This window comes from Cryobacterium levicorallinum (assembly GCF_004402405.1).
Taxonomy (GTDB): Bacteria; Actinomycetota; Actinomycetes; order Actinomycetales; family Microbacteriaceae; genus Cryobacterium; species Cryobacterium levicorallinum.
The window spans coordinates 273864-299486 of the sequence record NZ_SOFE01000022.1; the positions used below are offsets into that span (position 1 = coordinate 273864).

Annotated in this window: 27 protein-coding genes; 20 read left to right on the plus strand and 7 right to left on the minus strand. The window is 64.8% G+C overall.

Annotated features, from left to right (window positions below; translation table 11 throughout):
• Window positions 1-2 precede the first annotated feature (2 nt).
• Both E3O11_RS11690 and E3O11_RS11695 read left to right on the plus strand, forming a co-directional pair.
• Window positions 3-515 (plus strand): MaoC family dehydratase, encoded by a 513-nt coding sequence (locus tag E3O11_RS11690; RefSeq protein ID WP_092449936.1) that lies wholly within the window; start codon window positions 3-5, stop codon window positions 513-515.
• Window positions 512-1429, plus strand: a complete 918-nt coding sequence (locus E3O11_RS11695) for an HpcH/HpaI aldolase/citrate lyase family protein (protein WP_092449934.1) — start codon at window positions 512-514, stop codon at window positions 1427-1429. The genes E3O11_RS11690 and E3O11_RS11695 overlap by 4 nt, the downstream gene beginning before the upstream one ends.
• A 91-nt stretch (window positions 1430-1520) precedes the next feature.
• On the opposite strand, the gene E3O11_RS11700 is transcribed toward E3O11_RS11695, so the two are convergent.
• Entirely contained in the window at window positions 1521-2024 is a 504-nt protein-coding gene (locus tag E3O11_RS11700) for a glutathione peroxidase (RefSeq protein ID WP_092449932.1), read from the minus strand.
• A 351-nt stretch (window positions 2025-2375) separates the two neighbouring features.
• Between E3O11_RS11700 and E3O11_RS17665 the strand changes: the two genes are divergently transcribed.
• Both E3O11_RS17665 and E3O11_RS11705 read left to right on the plus strand, forming a co-directional pair.
• Window positions 2376-2543 (plus strand): hypothetical protein, encoded by a 168-nt coding sequence (locus tag E3O11_RS17665; RefSeq protein ID WP_158251629.1) that lies wholly within the window; start codon window positions 2376-2378, stop codon window positions 2541-2543.
• Between the two features lie 265 nt (window positions 2544-2808).
• The gene (locus E3O11_RS11705) at window positions 2809-4494 is read left to right on the plus strand and encodes a ribonuclease J (RefSeq protein ID WP_092449930.1); all 1686 of its coding nucleotides are present in this window, start codon (window positions 2809-2811) and stop codon (window positions 4492-4494) included.
• Between the two features lie 81 nt (window positions 4495-4575).
• Here the strand turns inward: E3O11_RS11705 and E3O11_RS11710 are convergent, their stop codons facing one another.
• Complete coding sequence (locus E3O11_RS11710; protein ID WP_092449928.1) at window positions 4576-6189, minus strand: peptide chain release factor 3; 1614 nt, start codon at window positions 6187-6189, stop codon at window positions 4576-4578.
• A gap of 354 nt (window positions 6190-6543) precedes the next feature.
• Here E3O11_RS11710 and E3O11_RS11715 point away from each other — a divergent pair, with 354 nt between their 5' ends.
• The gene (locus E3O11_RS11715; RefSeq protein WP_241994706.1) at window positions 6544-7548 is read left to right on the plus strand and encodes an aldo/keto reductase; all 1005 of its coding nucleotides are present in this window, start codon (window positions 6544-6546) and stop codon (window positions 7546-7548) included.
• A gap of 3 nt (window positions 7549-7551) precedes the next feature.
• Here the strand turns inward: E3O11_RS11715 and E3O11_RS11720 are convergent, their stop codons facing one another.
• Window positions 7552-8142 (minus strand): TetR/AcrR family transcriptional regulator, encoded by a 591-nt coding sequence (locus E3O11_RS11720; protein WP_092449925.1) that lies wholly within the window; start codon window positions 8140-8142, stop codon window positions 7552-7554.
• Window positions 8143-8398: 256 nt separating this feature from the next.
• On the opposite strand from E3O11_RS11720, the gene E3O11_RS11725 reads away from it, so the two are divergent.
• The 4 genes from E3O11_RS11725 to E3O11_RS11740 all read left to right on the plus strand — a co-directional run bounded on the left by E3O11_RS11725 (window position 8399) and on the right by E3O11_RS11740 (window position 11652).
• Entirely contained in the window at window positions 8399-9742 is a 1344-nt protein-coding gene (locus E3O11_RS11725; protein WP_092449923.1) for a M16 family metallopeptidase, read from the plus strand.
• Between the two features lie 64 nt (window positions 9743-9806).
• On the plus strand, window positions 9807-10409 hold the full coding sequence (locus E3O11_RS11730) for a histidine phosphatase family protein (protein WP_092450135.1): 603 nt from the start codon (window positions 9807-9809) through the stop codon (window positions 10407-10409).
• A 44-nt stretch (window positions 10410-10453) separates the two neighbouring features.
• Window positions 10454-11215, plus strand: a complete 762-nt coding sequence (gene dapB / locus E3O11_RS11735) for a 4-hydroxy-tetrahydrodipicolinate reductase (protein WP_092449921.1) — start codon at window positions 10454-10456, stop codon at window positions 11213-11215.
• Window positions 11212-11652 carry a tetratricopeptide repeat protein gene (locus E3O11_RS11740; protein ID WP_092449920.1) on the plus strand — a complete coding sequence of 147 codons (441 nt, stop codon included), beginning with the start codon at window positions 11212-11214 and terminating at the stop codon, window positions 11650-11652. The genes dapB and E3O11_RS11740 overlap by 4 nt, the downstream gene beginning before the upstream one ends.
• Window positions 11653-11663: 11 nt before the next feature.
• Here E3O11_RS11740 and E3O11_RS11745 read toward each other — a convergent pair whose 3' ends face one another.
• The 4 genes from E3O11_RS11745 to E3O11_RS11760 all read right to left on the minus strand — a co-directional run bounded on the left by E3O11_RS11745 (window position 11664) and on the right by E3O11_RS11760 (window position 14086).
• A complete protein-coding gene (locus tag E3O11_RS11745) occupies window positions 11664-12554 on the minus strand; it encodes a TIGR01777 family oxidoreductase (RefSeq protein ID WP_092449917.1) in 891 nt (296 codons plus the stop codon).
• Between the two features lie 9 nt (window positions 12555-12563).
• Entirely contained in the window at window positions 12564-12995 is a 432-nt protein-coding gene (locus E3O11_RS11750; protein WP_092449915.1) for an OsmC family peroxiredoxin, read from the minus strand.
• A gap of 133 nt (window positions 12996-13128) precedes the next feature.
• Complete coding sequence (locus E3O11_RS11755) at window positions 13129-13632, minus strand: DUF4395 domain-containing protein (protein ID WP_092449913.1); 504 nt, start codon at window positions 13630-13632, stop codon at window positions 13129-13131.
• The gene (locus E3O11_RS11760) at window positions 13619-14086 is read right to left on the minus strand and encodes a TlpA family protein disulfide reductase (RefSeq protein WP_134477294.1); all 468 of its coding nucleotides are present in this window, start codon (window positions 14084-14086) and stop codon (window positions 13619-13621) included. The genes E3O11_RS11755 and E3O11_RS11760 overlap by 14 nt, the downstream gene beginning before the upstream one ends.
• Before the next feature lie 165 nt (window positions 14087-14251).
• Between E3O11_RS11760 and thyX the strand changes: the two genes are divergently transcribed.
• The 11 genes from thyX to recA all read left to right on the plus strand — a co-directional run bounded on the left by thyX (window position 14252) and on the right by recA (window position 25614).
• On the plus strand, window positions 14252-14962 hold the full coding sequence (gene thyX, locus E3O11_RS11765) for an FAD-dependent thymidylate synthase (protein WP_092449911.1): 711 nt from the start codon (window positions 14252-14254) through the stop codon (window positions 14960-14962).
• Window positions 14963-15050: 88 nt separating this feature from the next.
• Window positions 15051-16028: a 4-hydroxy-tetrahydrodipicolinate synthase gene (dapA, locus tag E3O11_RS11770; protein ID WP_092449909.1), complete on the plus strand. Its 978-nt coding sequence runs from the start codon at window positions 15051-15053 to the stop codon at window positions 16026-16028.
• 177 nt (window positions 16029-16205) lie between these two features.
• On the plus strand, window positions 16206-17267 hold the full coding sequence (locus E3O11_RS11775; RefSeq protein ID WP_174775753.1) for an efflux RND transporter periplasmic adaptor subunit: 1062 nt from the start codon (window positions 16206-16208) through the stop codon (window positions 17265-17267).
• A complete protein-coding gene (locus E3O11_RS11780) occupies window positions 17264-17959 on the plus strand; it encodes an ABC transporter ATP-binding protein (RefSeq protein WP_092449907.1) in 696 nt (231 codons plus the stop codon). The genes E3O11_RS11775 and E3O11_RS11780 overlap by 4 nt, the downstream gene beginning before the upstream one ends.
• The gene (locus E3O11_RS11785) at window positions 17956-19185 is read left to right on the plus strand and encodes an ABC transporter permease (protein WP_092449905.1); all 1230 of its coding nucleotides are present in this window, start codon (window positions 17956-17958) and stop codon (window positions 19183-19185) included. Before E3O11_RS11780 ends, E3O11_RS11785 begins: the two co-directional genes overlap by 4 nt.
• Window positions 19186-19284: 99 nt before the next feature.
• Window positions 19285-22185 carry an FtsK/SpoIIIE family DNA translocase gene (locus tag E3O11_RS11790; RefSeq protein ID WP_092449903.1) on the plus strand — a complete coding sequence of 967 codons (2901 nt, stop codon included), beginning with the start codon at window positions 19285-19287 and terminating at the stop codon, window positions 22183-22185.
• 3 nt (window positions 22186-22188) lie between these two features.
• Window positions 22189-22782 carry a CDP-diacylglycerol--glycerol-3-phosphate 3-phosphatidyltransferase gene (pgsA, locus tag E3O11_RS11795; protein ID WP_092449901.1) on the plus strand — a complete coding sequence of 198 codons (594 nt, stop codon included), beginning with the start codon at window positions 22189-22191 and terminating at the stop codon, window positions 22780-22782.
• The gene (locus E3O11_RS11800) at window positions 22775-23344 is read left to right on the plus strand and encodes a CinA family protein (protein WP_092449899.1); all 570 of its coding nucleotides are present in this window, start codon (window positions 22775-22777) and stop codon (window positions 23342-23344) included. Before pgsA ends, E3O11_RS11800 begins: the two co-directional genes overlap by 8 nt.
• A gap of 155 nt (window positions 23345-23499) precedes the next feature.
• A complete protein-coding gene (locus E3O11_RS11805; protein WP_092449897.1) occupies window positions 23500-23823 on the plus strand; it encodes a helix-turn-helix domain-containing protein in 324 nt (107 codons plus the stop codon).
• Between the two features lie 103 nt (window positions 23824-23926).
• Complete coding sequence (locus E3O11_RS11810) at window positions 23927-24151, plus strand: DUF3046 domain-containing protein (protein WP_092449895.1); 225 nt, start codon at window positions 23927-23929, stop codon at window positions 24149-24151.
• A 317-nt stretch (window positions 24152-24468) separates the two neighbouring features.
• A complete protein-coding gene (gene recA, locus E3O11_RS11815; RefSeq protein ID WP_092450132.1) occupies window positions 24469-25614 on the plus strand; it encodes a recombinase RecA in 1146 nt (381 codons plus the stop codon).
• Window positions 25615-25623 lie beyond the last annotated feature (9 nt).

Genomic DNA, 25623 nt, shown 5'->3' on the forward strand with positions numbered 1-25623 from the left:
GGATGCCCGATTCCAGTACGAAGGAGCTGCAGCCGGAGGAGCGCCACCCAGTTCAGCAGCGCGGCCTGTACTTCGAGGAGTTCGACCTGAAGGCGCTCTACCAGCATCGCCCCGGCCGCACCGTGACCGAGGCCGACAACGTGCTGTTCACGACGATGACCATGAATACCCAATCCCTGCACCTCGACGCGGCCTGGTCGGCAACGCAGCCGTTCGGTGAACGCCTGGTCAATTCCATGTTCACCCTCTCGACCATGGTGGGCAGTTCGGTCGCCCAGTTGACCCAGGGCACGATCGTGGCGAACCTGGGTTTTTCGGCCGTGACGTTTCCGCATCCGCTGCACCACGGCGACACCCTTTATTCGGAGACCATCGTGACCGACAAACGGCTGTCGAAGAGCCGGCCGGGGCAGGGCATCATCACGCTCGAACACAGGGGACGCAACCAGCACGGCGTCATCGTCGGCACGGCCGTGCGCACCGTGCTGGTCTGGTGTCGGGGGGCAGCAGAATGAGCGGCCCGTTCGACGGGGGCCCACTCGATCCCGACCCGTTTGAGGAGTATCCGGCCGGCCCCGACCCCTTCGACGACAGCCCGAGCGGGTTGAGTCCCTTTACTCCGGCCCCGTTCACCCTCGGGCCGGCGCTGCTGTTCTGCCCGGCCGACCGTCCCGAACGCTACGCGAAGGCCGTTGATCGCGCCGACGCGGTCATTCTCGACCTCGAAGACGCCGTCGCGCCCGCAGCCCGGGCCGACGCGCGTCGGGCGCTGATTGAGCATCCACTCGACCCGATGCGCACGATCGTGCGCATCAATCCGGCCGACACTGCCGACTTCGCGCTCGACCTGGCCGCGCTGGAGCGCACGGAGTACCGCGATGTGATGCTCGCCAAGACGGTCAGTTTCGGCCAGGTCGAGATGCTCGATGACTTCCGAGTGATCGCGCTCTGCGAGACCGCCGCCGGTGTCATCTCCGCGCCCGAGATTGCCGCGGCACGAAACGTCGTCGCGCTCATGTGGGGTGCCGAAGACCTGGTCGCGTCACTCGGTGGCAGCTCCAGCCGGTTCCCCGACGGCCGCTACCGCGACGTCGCTCGCCAGGCCCGCTCCCAGGTGTTGTTGGCCGCCCGAGCACACGACAAGGCCGCGATCGACACCGTGCACCTCGACATCACCGACACGGCCGGGCTCAGCGACGAGGCTGCGGATGCCGTCGCGAGCGGTTTCACCGCCACCGCGTGCATCCACCCCAGCCAGGTGGAGGTCATTCGGTCGGCGTACCAGCCGACCACCGCCGAGGTCGACTACGCCCTCGGGCTGCTCGAGGCCGCCGCCAGTGCGCGCGGCGTCTTCCAGCACGAGGGGCGCATGATCGACGGCCCCGTGCTGCGTCACGCCGAGGCCGTGCTGCGCCGCGCAGCCGGCTGAAATTCTCCGGGCCCACCTGAGAGTCCTGGGCCCATGATCTAGCATGGGCCCACTTTCCGGGCCTGGGCGCGGGAGGTAGAGACGCGAGGGGCTAGGCGGCTTTGGCGGCCAGAACCTTTTCGATCGCGTCGACGATCTCGGTCGACTCCGGTTCCACCGAGGAGGCGAAGCGGTCCACGATCTCACCGGTCGGTGTCACCAGAAACTTCTCGAAGTTCCACTTGATCAGACCGGGGAACAGACCCTGCTTGAACTTCGTCAGCTCCGCGTAGAGCGGATGCTGGTGCTTTCCGCGCACATCGACCTTGGCTGTCATCGGGAAGGTCACGCCGTAGGTCATGCCGCAGAACTCGACGATGTCCTCCTCGGTGCCGGGCTCCTGGCCCATGAACTGGTTGCTCGGCAGCCCAAGCACGACCAGCCCGTCGTCGGCGTAACGCTCGTAGAGTGCCTCCAGTCCAGCGTACTGCGGCGTGAAGCCGCACTTCGAGGCCACGTTGACGACGAGAACCGTCTTGCCCTGGTAGGCGCCGAAGGTGGTTTCTGTTCCGTCGATGAGGGTGAGGGGGATGTCATACAGCGCAGAAGAAGTCATTACAGAATTTTATCGACTTTAGTCTCCATGCTGGCTGCACGGTACCTGTGTAGCTGTAGGCCATCCTGTAACTGCATGGCGCCTGTGTAGATCGCGCATTTCCCCCAAATGGGTGGCACGCTGCGGTATTCTTGGTGCAGCTCAGAAATCATGGCGGTCCATTAGAGGATCCGGGTTTCTGCAGCCCGCGCGGCGCAGCGCATTTTTCCCGCCGACCGGGCCATCACCCCAGTTTCACTCGAACCAGCTCCTCGCAGACACGCCTGTGCGTTTTGCGAGGACTCTCGAACGTGACTGGGTGCTCTGTCTGACTGTCGGCATCCGCTTTCACTCAATTGCACCAGGAGCACCATGAATTCCTACGTATCGAAGCCCACGACACTCACGACCACCGCCAACGAGTACGTCACCCACGACGTTCGCCGAGCGATCACCGCCACCGGCTACGTCAGCGGCACCGCGCGGCACCTCGAGGCCGGCGGATACGTGTCGGCGCAGGCCGCGCCGTGTAGTCGTTAACCAGACCGACCGCCAAGGTCGATGACACGAATCAGGGGACTCCGCCGAGCGCGGGGCCCCTTTTTCGTGCCCGAAACTCCGATCGTGGATGCGTCGGTAGACTAGGGAGGTATCTGGCCGGTATTTTGCTTGCCCGCCAGACACGACACGAGGTACGCGTATGCGCGCTGAGGCCCCCTGAGTATTGCTCGTCGGTCTTTCGCATGCCCGATCTCGGTCCCCACACACCTGGACATGCAGTATCGCAGACAACGAAATGAGATTCATGAATAACCACTACCTCGACCTGAGCACTCCGCCGGCATTGCCGGCCCGCGGCATGCGCATCATCCCGCTCGGAGGCCTCGGCGAGATCGGCCGCAACATGACCGTCTTCGAGCACAAGGGAAAGCTGCTCATCATCGACTGCGGCGTTCTCTTCCCCGAGGACAACCAGCCCGGCATCAACGTGATCCTGCCTGACTTCACGGCCATCCGCGACCGCCTGCAGGACATCGAAGCCATTGTGCTCACCCACGGTCACGAAGACCACATCGGCGCCGTACCCTACCTGCTCAAGGAACGCGGCGACATTCCCGTCGTCGGCTCCAAGCTCACCCTGGCCTTCCTCGCCGCCAAGCTGCAGGAGCACCGCCTCAGCCAGAACTTCATCGAGGTGAAAGAGGGCGAGCGCCGCACGATCGGCCAGTTCGACCTCGAATTCATCGCCGTGAACCACTCCATCCCCGACGGCCTGGCCATCGCCATCCGCACCGAGGCCGGCCTCGTGCTCGCCACCGGTGACTTCAAGATGGACCAGTTCCCGCTCGACAAGCGCCTCACCGACCTGGGCGCCTTCGCGCGTCTGGCCGAAGAGGGCGTGGATCTGTTCATGACCGACTCGACCAACGCCGAGGTTCCCGGCTTCACCACTGCCGAGAAGGATATCGGACCGGCAATCGACACCGTGTTCCGCACCTCCCCGCGCCGCATCATCGTGTCGAGCTTCGCCAGCCACGTGCACCGCATCCAACAGGTCATCGACGCTGCCGTCAAACACAACCGCAAGGTCGCGTTCGTCGGCCGCTCCATGGTGCGCAACATGGGGATTGCGAGCGAGCTCGGCTACCTCAACGTTCCCAAGGGCCTGATCGTCGATATGAAGGCGCTCGAGCGTATGAAGGACGACAAGGTCGTTCTCATCTGCACCGGTTCGCAGGGGGAGCCGATGGCAGCCCTCTCGCGCATGGCAAACCGCGAACACGTCATCAAGATCGGCGAGGGCGACACGGTGCTACTCGCGAGCTCGCTGATCCCCGGCAACGAGAACTCCATCTACCGCGTCATCAACGGCCTGATTCGTTGGGGTGCCAACGTTGTGCACAAGGGCAACGCCAAGGTGCACGTCTCCGGCCACGCGAGCGCCGGCGAGCTCGTCTACTGCTACAACATCGTCAAGCCGGTCAACGTCATGCCGATCCACGGTGAATGGCGTCACCTCACGGCCAACGCCGACCTCGCCATCCAGACCGGCGTCCCCTCGGAGAACGTCATCGTCGTCGAAGACGGCGTCGTTGTCGACCTCATCGACGGCCACGCCAAGGTCACCGGCCGCGTTGTCGCCGACTACGTCTTCGTTGACGGCATGACCGTCGGCGGGGCAGCATCCGCTGCGATGGAAGATCGTCGTAAGCTCGCCGAGGACGGCACCATCACCATTCTCGGAATCCTCAACGCCAAGACCGGCACTCTCTCCGAGCCCGTCGAGTTCCTGGCGCGCGGATTCGTGCACGACGACGAGTGGGTCAAGGGCGCCACCAAGGTCATCGATGAGGCCATGAAGGCCGCGAACCGCATCAAGATCGTGGACGGCGCCGAGCTCGAGGATCTATTCACGCAGTCCGTGAGCCGTTGGATGAACCGCAAGTACCGTCGCAGCCCCGTCATCACCTCCGTGGTCGTCGATGCGTAACCGCTGCATCACCTAGCTGCTACAGCACGAGAAAGGCCGCATCCTCCACGAGGATGCGGCCTTTCTGGTTAGTGAAACACGCTACATAAAGTCGTCGGCCGTCGCGTTCGCAATGTCGATCAGCACGAGCTTCGGGTTCTCCTTGGCAATGGCCTGCAACCGCCACGGCGTGCTGAACAGGGCGAGCAGCGTGCCGTCGGAGCGGGTGAACACCTCCACCTGGCGGGTTCCGGCGAGCACGAGCGCGCTCTCCTTGTCGGTCTTGCGGGCCACCTGGTATGGCAGCGCTTCCATGCGGATATCGGCGTGAAAGTCGTGCACCATGCGGTCTTCGACGACCTCGAACTGCATCGGTCCGACGGCACCGAGCACCGGGGCCTGCTCGCCGCGCACCTCTGAGCGCATCACCTGGATGACGCCCTCATGGTCGAGCTGGTCGATGCCGCGGCGAAACTGCTTGTGCTTGCTGCTGTCTACCGGGCGAATGGCGCGAAAGTGTTCGGGCGAGAACAGTGGTAGCGGCGGAAACTCCACCCGCTCGTCTTCGAAGATCGAGTCGCCCACCCGCAGCGCCGACGCGTTCACGAGTCCGACGATGTCGCCGGGCCAGGCCCGGTCGGTGACGGTACGTTCCTTGCCGAACAATTGCTGGGCATACTTCGTGGCAAAGGGCCGGCCGGTCGCGGCGTGGGTGACGATCATGCCGCGGCGAAATTCGCCGGAGCAGACGCGCACGAAGGCCACGTGGTCGCGGTGCGCCGAGTTCATGCCGGACTGCACCTTGAACACAAACCCCGAGAACGGCGAGGTGACCTTGCGCGGTTTGCCATCGATATCGATGCGGGCTTCGGCCGGCGGCGCGAACTCGACCAGGGTGTCAAGCAGCTGCTGCACCCCGAAGTTCGCCACGGCCGCGCAGAATAGCACCGGGGTGGTCTGGCCGTCGAGAAACAGCTCGGAGTCGTGATTCTGCGACTCAGCGTCGAGCAGCTCAGATTCTTCGACAGCGGATGCCCAGGCCGGGCCCTCTTCTTTGGCCGCGTCACCCGCATCCAGCCGCACCGATTCGGCCACGGTCGCGCCACCAGCCGTGCGGGTGTAACGCAGAAAATCACCGGAACGGCGATCGAGCACACCGCGCAGGTCGCCGGCCTCGCCGACCGGCCAGTTCAACGGCGTCGGCAGCAGACCGGTACGGGTCTGGATCTCATCCATCAGGGCCAGGGGGGTGTCGCCCGGCCGGTCCCACTTATTGATGACGGTGATGACGGGAAGCCCGCGCTGCTTGCAGACCGCGAACAGCTTCATAGTCTGCGGCTCGAGACCCTTGGCGGCGTCGACGAGCATCACCGCGGCATCCACTGCCGAGAGCACCCGAAAGGTGTCCTCGGAAAAGTCGGCGTGGCCGGGGGTATCGACGAGGTTGATCACGGCGTCGTGGTACTCGAACTGAATCGCGGCGCTCGTGACCGAGATGCCGCGGGCCTTTTCCATCTCCATCCAGTCGGAGACGGTACCGCTGCGGCCGGCCTTGCCGTGCGTGGCGCCGGCGGAAGTGATGGCGCGGGCGTGCAGCAGCAGGGCTTCGGTCAGCGTGGACTTTCCGGCGTCCGGGTGGGAGATCACGGCGAAGGTGCGGCGCCTGCGAGCCTCACGGGGAACCTGAGGGTTGGGCACGGAGGCGTCGGTGGTCATGGCTGCTTTCCTGCGGCTGATTCGGGCAGGATACCTCGCCAGAAGATCGAATAGTCGATTCGATAACCGGCGGCCCAGGGCGGATGTGCGCCTGCACATTCAGCCCAATTTTCGCGCAACGGCCAGTCTAACAAATCATGCGGGTACCGACTGTCGACCAACGCAGTCTGGCCCCGCCTCGAGGGTCAGCAGCACCAATTCGCCCCGTTCCGACGCACGTTTTGGTAACGGTTTAGCGTGCCGCCGGGAAATGTCGGTGGCCTCGCCTAAAGTCGGGCCAATAGCAAGCTTCACTCATCAAAAATCCGGCAGAAACGACTGGCCCGGCGAACACCCCGCGGGAGGAGAATCACGATGACCAGACAAACGGTCTCATCCTCCCTCGACGCGATGTCGATCGACCGTTCCGGGCTGGCTGAGTTGACCGTTGGTGCGACTGTGGTCCGGCGCCAGATTCCGGGGACTGAGTTGTTCGTGCATCCGTTAGCTCTGGGCTGCAACGCCTTCGGCTGGACGGCTAACGGTGAAACCTCAACCGCGATTCTCGACGTTCACCGCGATCTGGGCGGAAATTTTCTGGACACGGCCGACAGCTTCGCCGCCGGTCGCAGCGAGGTGATCATCGGTGGGTGGCTGCGCTCGCGTCGAGCGCGCGCCGAGACCATCGTGGCCACCAAGATCGGACACAACCTCGACAACCCCGGGTTGAGCCAGCGCAGCATCGTCGGCGCCGTCGAGGCCAGCCTGGCTCGGCTCGGCACCGACTATCTCGACCTGCTCTACTTTCACTTCGACGACAAGTCCGTCGCCCTCGAAGAGAGCCTGGTTGCCGTGGACACGCTCGTGCGCGCAGGCAAGGTTCGCCATCTTGCGGCCTCCAACTTCTCGGCTGAGCGCCTGATGCAGGCCCGGGTTCTCTCGGCATTAGGCCTGCCCAAGTTCGTCGCCGTCGAAACGCCGTACAACCTCGTGCACCGTACCGAACTGGAACCGAGTATCGCGGTTGCGGCCGGTGCACAGAATCTCGGTCTCATGCCGGGCTTCGCTCTGGCCCACGGTTTTCTGGCCGGTGCCTATCGCACCAAAGCGGATGCCGCCGGCACCGCCCGCGGTCAGCTCGCGCGGGTTTATGTCAACCGGCGGTCCCTGCGCGTGCTCGCCGTGGTCGATCGCATCGCCGCCGCCCACAGCGTCCCGCCTGCGACGATCGCACTGGCCTGGCTCCTGGCCCGGCCGGATGTGGTCGCACCGATCGCTGGGGCCGGGCAACCTGATCACGTGGCGTCGCTACTGGCGGCGGCGAGCATCCGTCTCGGTCGGACCGATCTGGCCGACCTGGATCGGGTGTCGACCGTCTGATTTCTAGTCGCTCGACTCGTCGAGGACGCGCTGCACGGCACGAATCAGCGCGGTGTGGGCGCCGATCGGGTCGCCGAGGTTGGCGCCGGCGAAGGCACCGTCCCTGGCCAGAAAGAAGTCGTCCGACGCGTCACCGGGCCGGGCATGACCCATGCCGCGGAACAGGTCTTCGACGCTGCGGCCGTACCAATCGCGGTGAGCGGCGACAGCCTGACGTACCGGGTGCGTCGGGTCGGTGAACTGCGCTGCAGCGTTGATGAACGGGCAACCGTGGAATCCCTCGCGGATCACCTGAGCCGAAATTTCGGCTACGACACCGCGCAGGCGTTGCTCGGGGGTGTCGAAGCGTCGCTCCAGCTCGGCGAGAAGCTCCCGAGCGCGTCGGTCCCGACCCTGCAGGTAGACCACGATGAGGGCGTCCTTGGAACGGTAGTACTTATAGAAGGTGGCTTTGGTGACTTTGGACTCGCTGATGATTCGGTCCACACCCACGGTGTGCACGCCCTCGGTGTAGAACAGACGGTCGGCGGTGGCGAGAATGCGCACCTTCGCGTGTGTCGCCGGCCGAACGGCCTCATCTGTCAGCGTGGTCATTCGGGCTCCTCTATCGGGGGCCGTTTGGGGCCCAGATCAGCGCAAAACCGCGGGTTTGGGCAGGTCGGCTCCCAGACTGTAACACACACTAGACAGACCAGTCTGTCGGATCTGACGGCTCGGTTCGATTTGGCCAAACTGGGGGTATCGAACGGTACTGATGTTCAGCGGAACACTACTGGTGCCAGCGTTGTGGCGGTGCCTCCCCGCGGGTACGCCGGCGCGAACGGAGCGGTCAAGTAAGGTTGTGGGTGATATGAACGGTGCAGTCGACTTTCCCCTAGACCAGGCCGAACTCACGTTTCGGGCCGCCGGTGATGCCCTCGTGCGTCGAACCGTTTTGCCGAGTGGGGTGCGCATTCTTAGCGAGCAGGTACCGGGCGCCCGCAGCCTCACCATCGGCTATTGGGTTGCCGTCGGGTCGCGCGACGAGCAGCCCGGCCATTTCGGCTCCACCCACTTTCTCGAACACCTGCTATTCAAGGGCACGCCCACCCGGTCAGCGCTCGACATTGCCATCTCCTTCGACGCGGTCGGCGGCGAACATAACGCCATGACCGCCAAGGAGTACACCTGCTACTACGCAAAGGTGCAAGACCGCGACCTCGGCATGGCCATCGACGTGCTAACCGACATGCTGACCTCGTCCAAACTGGATGCCGGTGAGTTCGAAACCGAGCGCGGCGTCATTCTCGAAGAACTCGCCATGGCCGATGATGACCCGGCCGATGTCGCCAATGAGCGTTTCTTTGAAGCCGTGCTGGGGCAGCATCCGCTCGGTCGCCCGATCGGCGGCAGCGCCGACGACATTCGCGGTGCCACCAGATCGGCCGTCTGGGAGCACTACCAGGCCAACTACCGCCCGCAGGACCTCGTCGTCACTGTCGCCGGCGCTGTTGACCACGACGTGCTCGTCGCCGCCGTCACCCGGGCCCTCGAACTGGCCGGCTGGGACCTCAGCGTCGCGCAGACCCCGGTAAGCCGTCGCGGCGGTGTCGCAGCCGATATTCAGCAGGGCCAGGCGCTCACCATCGTCAAACGGCCACTGGAACAGGCCAATCTGTTGCTCGGAATGCCCGGGCTGCTGGCCACCGACGACCGCCGCGTCACCATGAGTGTGCTCACCTCGATTTTCGGTGGCGGCATGTCGAGCCGGCTGTTCCAGGAGGTGCGCGAGAAGCGCGGCCTGGCCTACTCGGTCTATTCCTTTGCTCCCGGTTACTCCGACGCCGGGCTGTTTGGCATGTACGCCGGATGCACACCGGCCAAGGCCGGCCAGGTCGCCGAGCTCATGCTCAGCGAACTGCACCGCCTCGCCGATTCCGGCGTGACCACCGACGAGATGAAGCGGGCGTCGGGGCAGCTGAGCGGAGCATCCGCTCTCGCGCTGGAAGACTCGGACACGCGGATGTCCCGGCTGGGTCGTTCCGAGATCACCCTCGGTGAGTTCGCCGATCTCGATGAGGCCCTGCGCCGCCTCGCGCTCGTCACCGCGGCCGACGTGCAGGAGCTCGCCGCCGAGCTCGCGAGCGGGCCCGTGTCGATCTCCGCAGTTGGCGCGCTTGACGATGACGCCTTCGCGGCGATCCTCCCCGGCTGAGCCGGCCGCAAAGCTTCTGCAGTATCCGCACCCGCGGACTCCTTGAAATTCGAAATGGACAATGATGCCCCAGTACATCTACCTGGTACGCCACGGCGAGCAGCAGGATGCCGAACACGGCCTGCATGACGGTCCACTATCGCCGCGTGGCAAACGTCAGGCGTTACTGATCGCCGACCGGCTGAGCGGCGTTCCCTTCACCGGCGCGTGGCATTCACCGCTGCAGCGAGCGGCCGAAACCGCCGAAATCATGGCCGAACGGTTGCCGTCGGTGCAGAGCGAATCGTCTGCGTTGCTGTTCGACTGCATTCCTTCTGGCCGGGCTGCCGAAACACCCAAGGCCTACGACCCTTTCTTCGGCTCGGTCACAGAGGACGAAATCGCTGCCGGACGCGCCCAGATGGAAGACGCGGTCGCCGAATTTCTGCAGCCACGTCGCAGCCAGCGGCACGACCTGCTGATCACCCACAATTTCGTGATCGCCTGGTTTGTGCGTGAGGTGCTCGGAGCTCCCGACTGGCGCTGGGTCGGCATCAACCAGGCCAATTGCGGATTGACCGTGCTGCAGCAGAAACCCGGCCGTCCCTGGACGCTGGTCACCCACAACGATCTCGGCCACCTGCCGGTCGAGCTGCGCACCGGACTGCCCGAACCGCTGATGTTCTAATCGACCGGGCGTTGCTGACAGAGATCAATTGGTAGATTGGTTCCATGACAACACGGGTGGCCATTATCGGCGCAACGGGCAAGATGGGCCGCGTGGTCTCCGACCTGATCGACCGAACCGAGGGCTACGAGGTCGTCGCCCGGCTTGATTCCCGCAGCGAGCTGAGCGAGATGCTCGGCGCCGAGATCGCCGTTGACCTGACCCGTCCCGACGTCAGCCGCACCGTCGTCGACTTCGCCACCGAGCACGGTCTGCGGGTGCTCGTGGGCACTTCGGGCTGGAGCCAGGAGGGCATCGACGCACTCGGCCACCGCCTCGAGGGCCGCGACGATACCGGCGTCATTATCATTCCCAACTTCTCGATTGGATCAGTGCTCGCCACGGCGTTCTCCGCCCTGGCCGCCCGATTCTACGACTCCATCGAGATCGTCGAGGCGCACCAGCCCGGCAAGGTTGATTCGCCGTCGGGCACCGCTGTGCGCACCGCCGAACTGATCGGTCGTGCCCGCGCCGAACTGGGCCCGGTGTCTGCTCCGCACACCGACCAGCGGGCCCGCGGGCAGCAGGTCTCGAGTGTGCCCGTGCACAGCCTGCGCCTTGCCGGACTGCTCGCCCGGCAGGACGTGATTCTGGGCGGGACCGGTGAAACGCTCACGATCAGCCACAACACCCTGTCGCCGAGCGCCTACGAGAGCGGCATTCTACTGGCCCTCGCCGCGACACGCACCGCCACTGGGGTGACGGTGGGCCTGGACCAGATCGTCGACCTTGGATTCGATTCGGACACCGCGGGAGCGAACAAATGAAGGGCAAAATCGCCGTCATCGTCATGGCGGTACTCCTGGTTTTCTACCTACTGCTTGCCGGAGTGCGCGCCATTGCGTTCGTCCAGAGTGGGGAACCGGTCGGGATAGCGATCGGCGTGGCGCTGCTCGTCTTGCCGCTGATCGGATTCTGGGCGCTCGCGCGGGAGATTACCTTCGGCATCCGCTCGGAGCGGCTGGTGCGTCAGCTCGACGAACTCGGGGGGTTTCCGTCGAACGACCTGCCGGTGCGTCCGAGCGGTCGTCCTTATCGGGACGCTGCCGACGCTCAGTTTCCGGCGGCCCAGGCCGAGGTTGAGGCGGAACCCGAGAATTGGCAGTCCTGGCTACGTCTCGGCCTGGCCTACGACGCCTCCGGCGACCGCAAACGTGCGCGCGGCGCGATTCGCACGGCGATCACCCTCGAGCGCACGCGCTAGAGCCAGCGCCGCTACGGCTGGCGCAGCATCCAGGCGATCGCGGTGGCCGGCGTACGCTGAGCGAACTCGAATCCGTCGTCGAGCAGCTTCTGGGGGCTCACTTGCTGGTCGGCGAGCAGCAGTTGGCGGGCGGCATCCTGTAACAGAAAAGTCAGTATCGGTTTCGGTACCGGCAGCCGGAACGGCCGGTGTAGCGCTGCGGCGAGTGTGCTGATGATGTCGTTGGCCGTCGCGGGGGTCGGCCCGACCAGGTTCACCGGGCCGGACAGGGTCGAGGTCAACAGGTGCACGATCGCCGCGGCCTCGTCGTGCAGGCTGATCCAGGCCCAGTGCTGCATTCCGCTGCCGAGCGGCCCGGCCAGACCTAGCTTGGCCAGCGGCAGCACGGGTTTGAGCGCCCCGCCCTTGGCTAAAACCAGACCGGTCCGCAGAGTGACGATGCGGGTCGATTCGGGTGTGAGTTGCGCCTCGGCTTCCCAGCGCGTGACCACCTCGGCGAGAAAATCGGTGCCGACAGCGGATGCCTCGCTCAGTACTTCCCCCGGCCGATTCCCATAGATCCCCACCGCAGAGCCGTTCAGCAGAACGGTCGGCGGGTTCGTTGACCGACGCAGCGCGTCGGTCAACGTGCGCGTGGCGTGCAGACGGGATTGCAGGATTTCCTGGCGGTACCCGCTTGTCCACGGCAGCCGCGCCAGCGACGCGCCGGACAGGTTGACGACGGCGTCGATGTCGTCGAGCACGCTCGGATCCAAAACCAACGTGGCCGGGTCCCAACGAATCTCGTTGGGACCGAGGGCCTCGCGTCGTACCAGCCGCACCGGGGTGTGGCCGGCAGTTTCGACCTGGCGGCTAAGCTCCCTGCCGATGAGACCGGATGCGCCGGCAATCAGAACGCGCATGGCCTGAGCCTAGGCCAGCTCTGCTTCAATGGTGATCGGAATGCCGGCGAGCGCCTTCGAGATCGGGCAGTTCTCCTTGGCATCCTGTGCAAACGTTTCGAACTCGGCCTCGGTCAGACCGGGAATCTTCGCGCTGACCAGCAGGTGGCTGCCGATGACGCCGGTTCCGGCCGCAAAGGTGACGGCGGCGGTGGTCTGGATACTCTCGGGGGTATGGCCAGCCGAGCCGAGGGCGTTGGCGAGGGCCATAGAGAAGCACGCTGCGTGAGCGGCGCCGAGCAATTCCTCGGGGTTGGTGGTGTTCGATACCCCTTCGGCGCGAGCCTTCCAGTTCACCGAAAATTCCGCGGTATGTGAGGAATCGAGCGTGACAATTCCAGAACCGGTCGGAAGATCGCCGGTCCAGACGGTGGTTGCTTCACTCGTGAGTGTCGTGGGCATGGTGTTACCTCCAGGTGGTTGAATTCCACCCTATCCGTCAGACCTGCCCGGCGAACCTGTCCCGTCTGGGAACTTCCTGAGAGCCAGCCCGACACGACCCCGACCCAGTTTCCCGGCTGGGCCTGGAACACCTTCAGGCGCCTCGAACCCGTGCACCCCGGTTCAGCAAGCCGAATCGTACGAGCAGCAAGTAGATCTGGCAGCCGAGGCAGTAATCGAACACAGCGTTGAGAAAGGCCGCGACGAAGGCTGCCGCCGCGGCGATGCCGACCGCGCCGGGCACTCCGGCCAGCCCGAGAGCCACGCCGACGAGCGCGACCGCGAGGCCGACGCCCTGGGCAAAGGTCGGTGGAGCGGCATCCTCGAGTTCGGCCGGGGGAGCAAGGCGGGGTCGGACGAATTTCTTGAACAGCACGCCATAGGGATGCCGTCCGGCTCCGGCCGCAGCGCCCCACGCGAATAGTCCGGTCAGCGCCGACAGCAGGATCAACGCGGCAACGGATGCCCCGGTCAGCGACAAGAAGACCACGGCGAGCAGCAGCACGGCGGTGATCGCCGCACCGAACCTGGGCCCGCGCGGATCGAGCCGGGGGCGCACCCTGGGTGGCGTCGTGATCGGCGAATCAGCGGTTGACATAGGAACTCCAAAGGGTTGTGGACCGACCCGAACCGGGCTCGAAATTGTCCAGGGCAGCGGCGATGGCAGCGCGGTTCGGCGCACCACCCACTCGTGCGCGCACCCGTCCGGCTCCATCGAGAATCAGGGTCGTCGGTGTTTGCAAAATGGAGTACCGGTTCGCTAAATCCGCGCGATGGGTCAGGTCCACGTCGACGTGCACGACGCCGGGGCGGGAATCCGCCACGGCACCAAGTAGTCGGCGGGTGCCCGGGCAGCGGGCGCACAACTCGGTCGAAAACTGCAACAGGGTCGCCGCAGCGCCGAACGGGGTCGCAGCCGCGACATCCGCTGGCCTGATGATCTGGCCGGAAATCTGGGTGACGCGACCCTGTCTGGCCCGCCAGAACAGGCCGAGCACGGTCGTGCCGGCCAGCAATGCCAACAGTAGGCCGATAGCTTCGAGGGGATTCATGGTTGCAACGCTACGCGGGCGTACTGTGAATCTCGCACTGTGACGAGAGATTACGCCGGCTCACGGTGTGGCCCGACCCCTACCTGCGGTGGATGCGACTAACCTGAACCAGTGTCTGATACCGCCGAACAAGAGCCCCGCCCTGAAATCGAATTTAGATCGGAAATGACCGTCGAACTCGTGCGCGCGAGTGCCCACGACTCCGATGTGCTGTTTGCCGCCCGGGTATCGACCCTGGGAGAGCAGACCCTGGAACAGAGTCAGCTCGAGGGGTCCGAGAGCGAGGCCGACGAGAAGCGTGACCGCGGCCTGATCAATTACCTCATGCGCGACCGCCACGGCTCGCCGTTCGAACACAACTCGATGACGTTTTACGTGTGCGCGCCCATCTTCGTGTTCCGCGAGTTCATGCGGCACCGCATTGCCTCCTACAACGAAGAATCGGGCCGCTACCGGGAGCTCAACCCGGTGTTCTACGTGCCCTCCAACGAGCGCAACCTCGTACAAGTCGGCAAGGCCGGCGCCTATGACTTTCTGCCCGGAACCGCCGAGCAGACCGCGTTGGTGCAGCAGCAAACCCGTGCCGCCGCGATTCACGCCTACGAGGCCTACCAGCGGATGCTCCAAGCCGGCGTCGCGCGCGAGGTCGCCCGCATCGTGCTGCCGCTGAACATCTACTCCTCGATGTATGTCACACTCAACGCTCGTTCGCTGATGAATTTTCTCAGCCTGCGCACCAAGCGGGAGGGGAGTCAGTTCCCGTCCTTCCCGCAGCGTGAGATCGAGATGTGTGCCGAGCAGATGGAAACGCACTTCGAGAAACTGATGCCGCTGACCCATGCATCCTTCAATAAGAACGGTCGCGTTTCGCCGTAGCAGTATTCCGTTGAGAAGTGCCCGGTTCACACGGGCACTTTTTGGGCTCTCGCCGGGCGGAGGGCGTGGAGACGATAGCCTGTAGTTCGTGTCTACCTCTACGAATCCCTTTGGCCAGGTGCTGGTCGCACTGGTCACCCCGTTTACCTTTGATGGCGAAGTGGACTGGGCCGGGGTGGAGAAGCACATCGACGACGTCATCAACGCCGGGGCCGATGGCATCGTCGTCACGGGCACGACCGGTGAGACCAGCACGCTGACCGACCCGGAGAAGATCCGCCTGGTCGAGGTCGGCAAGTCGGTCGCCAACGGCCGCGCCAAGATCATCACCGGCGGTGGCTCAAATGAGACCGCTCACGCCATGCAGCTGGCCCGGCAGAGTGAAAAAGCCGGTGCGGACGGCAATATGATCGTCACGCCGTACTACAACAAGCCAACCCAAGCCGGTATCCTCACCCACTTCCGCATGATCGCGGATGCCACCGATCTGCCCGTCATCCTCTACGACATCCCCGGCCGTACCGGTGTTGCAATCGCCTACGAGACCATCCTGCGCGCGGCCAAGCACCCCAATATTCTGGCTATCAAAGATGCCAAGGGCGACTTCGCCCAGGTCAGCCGGGTGCTCAACCAGACCGACCTCCTGTACTTCTCCGGCGACGACCCCAACGTTCTGGCACACCTGTCGATCGGTGCGACCGGCTTGATCGGCGTGACCGGCAATATCACGGCCACCCCGTACCGGCACATGGTCGACGCCGTCAACCGTGGCGACCTCAAGGTCGCGACCGCCGCCCATCAGCAGCTCGAACCACTCGTGCGCGCCGTGATGACACACGTTCCCGGCACCGTGGCGGTGAAGTACATTTTGCACGGCCTCGGGCGCATCGGCAGCCCGCGGGTGCGCCTGCCCCTGGTCGGCCCGGAGGACTCCGAAGCCGCTCAGATCGAGGACGAACTCTCGCTCGTGCAAGACATCCCCGGCGTGGACTTCTCTAACTTCCGTCCGGACCGCAACGCTGCGGCCGGCGGATCGCTCCCCAAGGTCGCCGGCACCACCCGCTAAAGCGTTGATCGTGCTCGCGGCACTCGTTAACGTACGCGGCGCCCGTCCGTAGGGGTGCCGCGAACTGCAACGAGTGCCGCGAGCCCGGCAAACCCAGCGCGCGGCGCACCTTGCCACAAAACGCTAAGATCGACCCATCGAGCACGACCACGTCGGTCGGTGCGCGTTGGGAGTGTCGTGAACATTGCACGCAAATGGGTCTTTCCCATCCTTCGTCTGATCGTCATAGCGGCCATCGCCGTGGCCCTCGTGAAGCTCGCCTTCTACCCAGACGCCGCCGCCGACAGCAACCCGGCCGAGCCCACTGGCGTCATCGTCGAGCCCCAAATTCCGGTGGCCCTCGGCACGATCAGCAACGATGTCACCCTGCCGGGCACGGTCAGCGCCGACCCGGCCGTGGCCATCAAAGCGACCGCCGTCGGAACGGTCGACGAGATCTTCATCTCGGCCGGACAAACCGTGAACAAAGACGACAAGATCTACGACATCCGGGTTGAGACGATCAAAGACCCGGTCGAAACAACGGATGCCGACGGCAACGTGACCATCACCCAGCCGAAACCAGTGGTCACCTTCGCCAAGGTATTCGCGCCGATCACCGGAATTCTCAGCTCGCTCACCGTGATCCCCGGTCAGAGCGTGGCCGTCGGCGACGCCACCGGGCAGGTTGCACCGCCCACCTTCTCGGTGAGCGGCGCTCTCAGCCCCGAGCAGCAGTATCGGCTGCTGACCAAGCCGACGGAAGCATCCGTCGCGATAACGAAGGGGCCGGCACCGTTCACCTGTACCGGCCTGACCATCACCACCCCGCTGGCCGGGGAATCGGCCGGTGGCGACGGCTCGGCGGGCGGCCAGGCGGGCACGAGTGGCACGACCGTGACATGCGCGATTCCGGCCGACGTGACGGTGTTCGCCGGCCTCGCCGCGCAGATCACCATCGCCGCCGGCCTGGCGGAAAACGTGTTGGTCGTGCCGACCACCGCCGTCGAGGGCTCGGCCGAGACCGGTGTCGTCTGGTTTGTGCTGGCCGACGGCGGTACCGAGGAACGCCCGGTCACGCTTGGCATGACCGACGGCACCAACGTGCAGGTCATTGACGGACTCGTCGAGGGCGATGTGATCAATCAATTCGTGCCGGGTGCCCCCGTGGCACCGGGAGCCGACGGCTGTGATACCCAACCCGATGGCAGCCAAGTCTGCTACATGCCGAGCATCTCCAGCAGAGCGATCTCCCATTGAGTCTTCTACATCTTGAGGGCGTCACCCGCACCGTGCAGCTCATCGATGCGCCGCCGCTGACAATTCTCTCCGGCATCGACCTCGACGTCGACGTGGGCGACCGCGTCTCGATCGTGGGCCGCTCCGGTTCGGGCAAAACCACCCTGCTCAACCTGCTCGGGCTGCTCGACAACCCCACCAGCGGCACCATGCTGTTCGAAGACCGCCCCGTGCAGTCGCTGTCCTCCGGCGCGCGGGATCGGTTGCGCGGCCGAGAGGTCGGCTTCATCTTTCAACAGTTCAACCTGCTGCAGGGACGCACCGCCCTCGAAAACGTCATGACTCCGCTGCTCTACGCGGAGGGCCGCCAGTTCTGGCAGCGCACCCGAATCGCCACCGAGATGCTCGAACGCGTCGGGCTCGGCGACCGGCTCGGCTCACTGCCCGACAAGTTGAGTGGCGGTGAACAGCAGCGGGTGGCGATCGCTCGCTCGCTCGTGCGCGGCCCACGGCTGATTCTCGCCGACGAACCCACCGGCGCTCTCGACCTCGAGACCGGCGAAACGGTGATGGACCTGATCGACGAGGTCGCCACCGAATCCGGCGCAGCCCTCGTCACCATCACGCACGATCCCGCTATCGCCGCCCGAGCCAGCCGACACCTGCGCCTCGACCACGGCGCGCTGCAGGCCACCAGCACGGTGCCGGCATGAAGCGCGCCGTCAGTAATCTGGTAGGCGCGGTGATCGAGGCCTGGCAGGAGGTGCGCATCCACAAGACCCGCGTCATGCTGTCGTTGATCGGCGTCGCCGTCGCCGTCTGCGCCATCACCACCGTGGTCGGGCTTGGCGCGGTCGCCCAACAGGCGACCGTCGAATCGAGCGAACGCTCGGGTGGGCGCGCCGCGAGCCTCTTTCTGTCGGCATCGATGAACGACGGCTCCACCCCGCCGGGAATGCCCGAAATCTGGCGCACAGCGCTTGAACGCTACCAAATCGACTACGCCAGCCGGGTCATGAACGCCAGCCAGACCGTGCAATTCGCCGACGGAGCCGTACCGGTGCAGACCCTCGGCATCGACCCGCCCTACGGCACCATGCACCGCATCACCCTCGAGGAAGGTACCTGGTTCACCGAGGCCGATACGGCCCGGCTTGCACCGGCACTGCTCGTCAACTCCATCTTTTATGACCGTCTCGGTCGGCCGGATCTGCGCACGCACCCGACCACGACCCTGATCGGTGAACGCACCACGACGGCCGTCGTCACCGGCGTCTACCCCTCACTCTCGTGGGAGACCGAACCGGCCATGTACATGCTCGCCGACGCACTCACCGCCATTACGCCCGTCGTTAGCGACCCGAACCTCCAACAATTCGGACCGCCGTCCTACGAGCTGTGGGTGCCCGTTGACGTGTCGGAGCAGCTGGTCACCGCGCTGCAACGCGACGTACAGGGCGCGCTCGGCGCCGACGCCTTCGTGCAGGTGAACCGGCAGGACTTCGCGGCCTTCCAGGACGGCGACCCCTACCTCTCGCTCAAACTCACCGTCGGCGCGATCGCCGGGCTGGTGTTGCTGCTCGGCGCGCTCGGCCTGGTCAATATCGCCCTGGTCACCCTCAAGCAGCGCATCCGGGAGATCGGCATCCGGCGCAGCTTCGGCGCCACGGCCGGGCGGGTGTTCTTCGCCGTGATGATGGAAAGCGTCGTCGCAACCGTCGTCGCCGGAATCATCGGCGTGATCGGCGCCGTCCTCATCGTCAAGAGTCCTTTTGTCGAGGATTTCATCAGCCAGGGCCAGGTCACCGACTTCCCGCCGTTCCCGGTTGAGGCAGCCATCCTCGGCCTGGTCTGCGCCACCGTCGTCGGCGCCCTCGCCGGGCTGATCCCCGCGCTCGTCGCGGTGCGCGTCAAGGTGATCGACGCCATCCGCTATTAGCAGCAAAACGGATGCCGCGGCCAGGCTTTCGCGGACCAGTCACGCGGGCCGTAGGCGTGGGGCCGAGGGAATGTCACCGGTGCTTGGTAGCGTTATTTCATGGCTACGAGCACTAAGTCGACCGGGCGTGCCCGCACCCCCGCAGCGAAGGGCGCTCCGGCGCGCAAACCCGCAACGCGGGGAGCCGGCGGCACGGCCGCGCAGAAGACGGTCAAGTTCACCGCCGTCGAGGTGAAACCAAGCCTCGGAGCCCGCGCCTGGATGGGCCTGGCCCACCTGACCGGCGGCGCAGCGCGTGCCCTCGGCCCCGAAAAACTCTCCAAAGACGAACGCCGTGACGGTCTGCCGTTCTTTCTCGTTCTGCTCGCCATCTCCGGCGCCATCGTCGAATGGTTCCTGATCAATAACTTCGTCGCTCAGCAGCTCGACGCCTACACCTTCGGCGGATTGTTCGGCCGGGTCGCCTTTGCCCTCCCGGTCATCCTTCTACTGTTCTCCGTCTGGCTGTTTCGCAAACCGAGTTCGGTGCACGACAACGGTCGCATCGGCATCGGGCTGAGCCTGCTGCTCGTCACCATCTCCGGGCTCTGCCATATCTTCGGCGTGCAACCCGAGCCGCAGGACGGCATGCCGGCCCTCGCCCTGGCCGGCGGCGTGATCGGCTGGATGATTGCCGCCCCGCTGATCCTGCTCAGCACCTCGATCGGTGCCACCATCGTCGTCATCCTGCTGTTGCTGCTGAGCCTGTTCATCATCACCAAGACGCCGCCGAATCGCATCGGTCAGCGCTCCCGCGAGCTCTACGACTGGCTGTTCGGCGCGCAACTGACCGACGACGAAGAACGCGCGGCCGCCAGCAAGGTCGCCAAATCGGGCAAGACCGTTCAGGTCGAACTCGACGGCGTCGACGAAGACGGCCCGGAGGGCGCGCTGCCCTGGTGGCGCCGCAACAACAGCAAGCGGGAGGAAGACCCCGACTTCGGCAGTGCACTCTCGACCGAAAAACGAGGTGCCGACGCCAAGGCGGCGGACACCGCCGACCCGATGAGCGTGCTGCTCGGCGGCAACCAGTCCCGCGGCGGTTTTGACAGCGCGATCGAACCCGAAGTCACCGACCACACCGCCCCGCCGGAACGCGACCATTACGGCACCGAGGTGCTCGAAGACCTGCGCAAGGCCGAGCTCGCCGTCAAACGGTTCACCGGAGAGGTCGACCTCGGCGCGGGTCCGTCCACCGGCCTGCACTCTGACGACCCGGCCGGCCACACCGAGGTCCTTCCCGGCTTCGACGACGTCTTCCCCGAACTGAGTCAGGCAGTGGATGCCGACGGCGCGACTCTGCCGCCTCTCGCCTCCACAGATCCCCACCCTGCCATTCCGTATCTCGTGCCGGCAGCATCCACTCTCACCGCCGGCCCGCCGGCCAAGGCCCGCTCGGCCGCCAACGACGACGTGGTCAAGTCGATCACCGAAGTACTACGTCAGTTCCAGGTCGACGCGAAGGTCACCGGGTTCTCGCGTGGCCCCACGGTCACCCAGTACGAGATCGAACTCGGCCCGGGTGTCAAGGTCGAGCGGGTGACCGCCCTGAGCAAGAACCTCTCCTACGCGGTCGCCTCGAACGAGGTGCGCATTTTGTCGCCGATTCCCGGCAAGAGCGCCATCGGCATCGAGATTCCCAACACCGACCGTGAAATCGTCACCCTCGGCGACGTGCTGCGCTCGAGTACCGCTACCAACGCCACGCACCCGATGACCATCGGCGTCGGTAAAGACGTCGGCGGTGGCTTCGTCATCGCCAACCTCGCGAAAATGCCCCACCTGCTCGTGGCCGGTTCCACCGGTTCGGGAAAGTCGAGCTTCGTCAACTCCATGATCACAAGCCTGCTGATGCGGGCCAAGCCGAGCGACGTGCGCATGGTGCTGATCGACCCGAAACGGGTCGAGCTCGCTGCCTACGCCGGCGTGCCCCACCTGATCACGCCCATCATCACGAACCCGAAGAAAGCAGCCGAAGCGCTGCAATGGGTCGTGAAAGAGATGGACATGCGTTACGACGACCTCGCCAGCTTTGGCTTTCGCCACATCGACGACTTCAACAAGGCCGTCAATAACGAGGAGATCGTGCTGCCGGTCGGCAGTGAACGCAAGCTCAAGCCGTACCCGTACCTGCTGGTCGTCGTCGATGAGCTGGCCGACCTCATGATGGTCGCCCCGCGCGACGTCGAAGACTCGATCGTGCGTATCACCCAGCTCGCCCGCGCCTCCGGTATCCACCTCGTGCTCGCCACGCAGCGTCCAAGCGTCGACGTCGTCACCGGGCTGATCAAGGCCAACGTGCCCTCCCGGCTCGCCTTCGCCGTGACGAGCGTCACCGACTCCCGAGTCATCCTCGACCAGCCGGGTGCCGATAAGCTCATCGGTCAGGGGGACGCGCTGTTCCTGCCAATGGGCGCGTCCAAGGCCGTGCGCGTGCAGGGCGCCTGGGTGACCGAAGACGAGATCGAAAAAGTCGTCAAGCACGTCACCATGCAGGCCAGGCCCGACTATCGGCCCGATGTCTCCATGGTCGCCCCGCGTAAAGAGATCGACTCCGACATCGGCGACGACCTCGAAGTGCTGCTCGCCGCCGCAGAACTCGTCGTCTCCACCCAGTTTGGGTCCACGTCCATGCTGCAGCGCAAACTGCGGGTCGGCTTCGCCAAGGCCGGCCGCCTGATGGACCTGCTCGAGTCCCGCGAAATCGTCGGCCCCTCCGAGGGCTCCAAGGCCCGCGACGTGCTCGTCAACGCCGAACAGTTGCCGAGCGTGCTCGCCCGCCTGCGCGGCTCCGACGACGAACAGCACGCCCTCAAGGCTCAATCCGACGATTCCCGTGCAGCCGCGGCACCCGACCCGCGCTACGCCGACGACCCGGTGGAGAAAATGTCGCAGGGGTATCCTGAGGTCGACGGCACCGAGGACGACGAGGATGCCTGGAAACTAACGGGCAGGGACTGAACCATGGCATCACCGCAAGCATCCGTCGCCCGCCCGAGCAACTGGAACCTGCCCAACCTGATCACGGTCGTACGCATCCTGCTCGCCCCCGTCTTCATTTGGATGCTGCTGGCCGACAACGGCGCCCACGACGCACTGCGCTGGGCCGCCGCCGTGCTGTTCATCATCGCGATCGCCACCGATGGAATCGACGGCATGATCGCCCGCCGCCACAACCTCGTCACCGACCTCGGCAAGATCCTCGACCCGATCGCCGACAAGATCCTCACCGGCGGCGCCCTGGTCTGCCTCTCCATCCTCGACGAGTTGCCCTGGTGGGTGACCATCGTCATCCTGGTGCGCGAAATCGGCATCACCGTGTTCCGATTCGTCATGCTACGCGACCGGGTCATCCCGGCCAGCCGCGGCGGCAAGCTCAAAACCGTGTCCCAGTCGGTGTCGATCTCGCTCGCGCTGCTGCCGTTCTGGCTCGTTTTCGGCGAGTGGGTGCACTGGCTCAACACGGCTACCATGACCATCACCCTGATCCTCACCGTGGTGTCCGGCCTCGACTATCTGCTCTCGGCCTGGCGCCTGCGCAAGCACGACGATGCCTGACCCGGCCGACTCGATCGACCTCCCCGACGTCACCCTTCGCGCCCGCACCGCTTCAGGCGATCTGCAAGCGGATGCAACGGCCGATTTGATCGCGCAACTCACCATTCGGCACCTCACCATTGCGGTCGCCGAGTCACTGACCGGCGGGCTGCTCGTGGCCGAACTCGTGCGCATCCCTGGGGCATCCGTTGTGGTGCGCGGGGGAGTCGTCGCCTATGACTCGGACCTCAAACGGAGCCTGCTTCAGGTGGACAGCAGCGTGCTCAACGTTCATGGCCCCGTGCACGCCGACGTCGCCAAGCAGATGGCCGTCGGTGTACGCACACTCCTCGCCGTCAATGATGTGCGCGCCGACGTCGGGGTGTCCACGACGGGCGTGGCCGGACCGGGCCCCGATGGTGGCCACCCGGCCGGAACCGTCTACATCGGGCTCTCCAAAGGCACCGGATCCTGGGCGGTGCCCCTGCAACTCGATGGAGACCGAGCCGAAATTCGCACCGAAACGGTGCGCCAGGCCATCCTTGCTGTGCGTGCGCTGATAGCGCGCGGTGACGCGGAATAGTTCTTGTTACGGGCTGGTTACATCGAAGGAATACATAAGCAAAGTCCAACGTATTTCGGTTAGTGTCAGCTTGTCAGAGGAATGACGTAGTGTAAGCACCAACTGGAACTTCAGTAGTTTGGGCTCGAGTTATTAAGGTATAGAAGGAGGTTCCGATGATTCTTGTTCGTCAGGAAATCGGCGATGTGCTCAGGGACTTCCGCCTGCAAAAGGGGCGTACCCTGCGTCAGGTCGCAAGCAAAGCCAGCGTCGCGCTCGGCTACCTCAGCGAGGTAGAACGTGGACAGAAAGAAGCCTCCTCGGAGATTCTCGCTTCCGTGGCCGATGCGCTGGAAACCCCGATTTCGGTCATCATGCGTGAAGTTGGTGACCGTCTCGCCGTCATCGAGGGAATGGATCAGTTCCCCGACACGGTACCCGACGACCTCGTCACCACGTTCGATTCCGGGCTGATGTCGTTAGACAGCGGCGCGCGCTAGTCGCCCCACCGATTCAAAACAATAAGGCCACCGTCGACACCTTGTGTCGGCGGTGGTTGTCTTTCAGGAGTGTGTGTGTTCAGATTCGGGTGGAGGCAGCGCCGTGCGATTGAGTGAATTTCGCACCGCGCTGAAGGAAGAATTCGGCGACGGTTACGGCCGAGTGCTCACCCGTGACCTCGTGCTCACCCCGCTCGGCGGACGCACTGCCGATCAGGCACTCGCAGCCGGCGTCCCGGCCCGTGACGTGTGGCTGGCACTGTGCGCCGCGGTCGACGTGCCGCGCAGTCGTTGGTATGGCGCTGGCATCCCGGCCCCTCGCCTGTAACAGACTGGACTTCACCTTAGGCCTCTGATTCGACACGCCGTGCACAATATCCGGGAATGCTCGAATACCTGTTCGGCTTTGATAGGCTCCTCAACAGCAGACTTTCTGACAGGTTCTCCACTGTTCGATCGTGCTCCCGGCCAATGTCGGAGGTGCGGCGTACAGTCGAATTTGTCAGAGAAAGTCGGCGATTGCCTTGTCGAAACGGGCATCGGGGTCCTCTCGATGAGCGGGCCGACAGCCTATAGGCGCCACCAGGCACGTCCCGAAGCTCCGTTCAAAGCGAGCGACCGTGCAGAACCCAGGAGATGAAGACCATGGCATCACAAGCGAACCGCGAGAAGGCCCTCGAAACCGCCCTCGCGCAAATCGATCGTCAGTTTGGCAAGGGCTCGGTCATGCGCCTCGGCAGCGACGAGCGTGCCCCCGTTGAAACCATTTCTACTGGGTCGATCGCGCTAGACGTCGCGCTCGGCGTAGGTGGACTGCCGCGTGGCCGCATCGTGGAGATCTACGGTCCGGAATCCTCGGGTAAGACCACGCTCACCCTGCACGCCATCGCGAATGCGCAGAAGAACGGTGGCATCGCCGCGTTCATCGACGCGGAGCACGCCCTCGATCCGGAATACGCCAAGAAGCTCGGCGTCGACATCGATGCCCTGCTGGTCTCGCAGCCCGACACGGGCGAGCAAGCCCTCGAAATTGCTGACATGCTCGTGCGAAGTGGGTCCATCGACCTCATCGTTGTCGACTCGGTTGCTGCCCTCGTGCCGCGTGCTGAGATCGAGGGCGAGATGGGTGATTCCCACGTGGGCCTACAGGCCCGGCTCATGTCGCAGGCGCTCCGCAAGCTCACCGGTGGTTTGAGCCAGACCAACACCACCATGATCTTCATTAACCAGCTGCGCGAAAAGATCGGCGTCTTCTTCGGTAGCCCCGAGACCACGTCGGGCGGTAAGGCACTCAAGTTCTACGCGTCGGTGCGCCTTGACATTCGCCGCATTGAAACCCTCAAAGACGGAACCGAAGCCATCGGTAACCGCACCCGGGTCAAGGTCGTTAAGAACAAGATGGCGCCGCCCTTCAAGCAGGCTGAGTTCGACATCATCTATGGCATCGGAATCTCGCGCGAGGGCAGCCTGATCGACTTCGGAGTCGACCAGGGCATCGTTAAGAAGTCCGGTGCCTGGTACACCTACGACGGCGACCAGCTCGGTCAGGGTAAAGAGAACTCGCGCAACTTCCTGCTCAAGCACCCCGAGATGGCCAACGAGATCGAGAGCAAGATTCTGATCAAGCTCGGCATCGGCCCGGAGGGCATCGCGGCCAAGGCCGCCGAGAAGGCCGCAGCGGCGATTGTCGCTGAGGCCGAAGCGAAGGCTAAGGCAGAAGCGGATGCCGCGGCGGTACTCGATGGTGGTCCGGTCGCCATCAAGGTACCGGCAGCGCGCAAGAGCGCCTAACCGAGACCA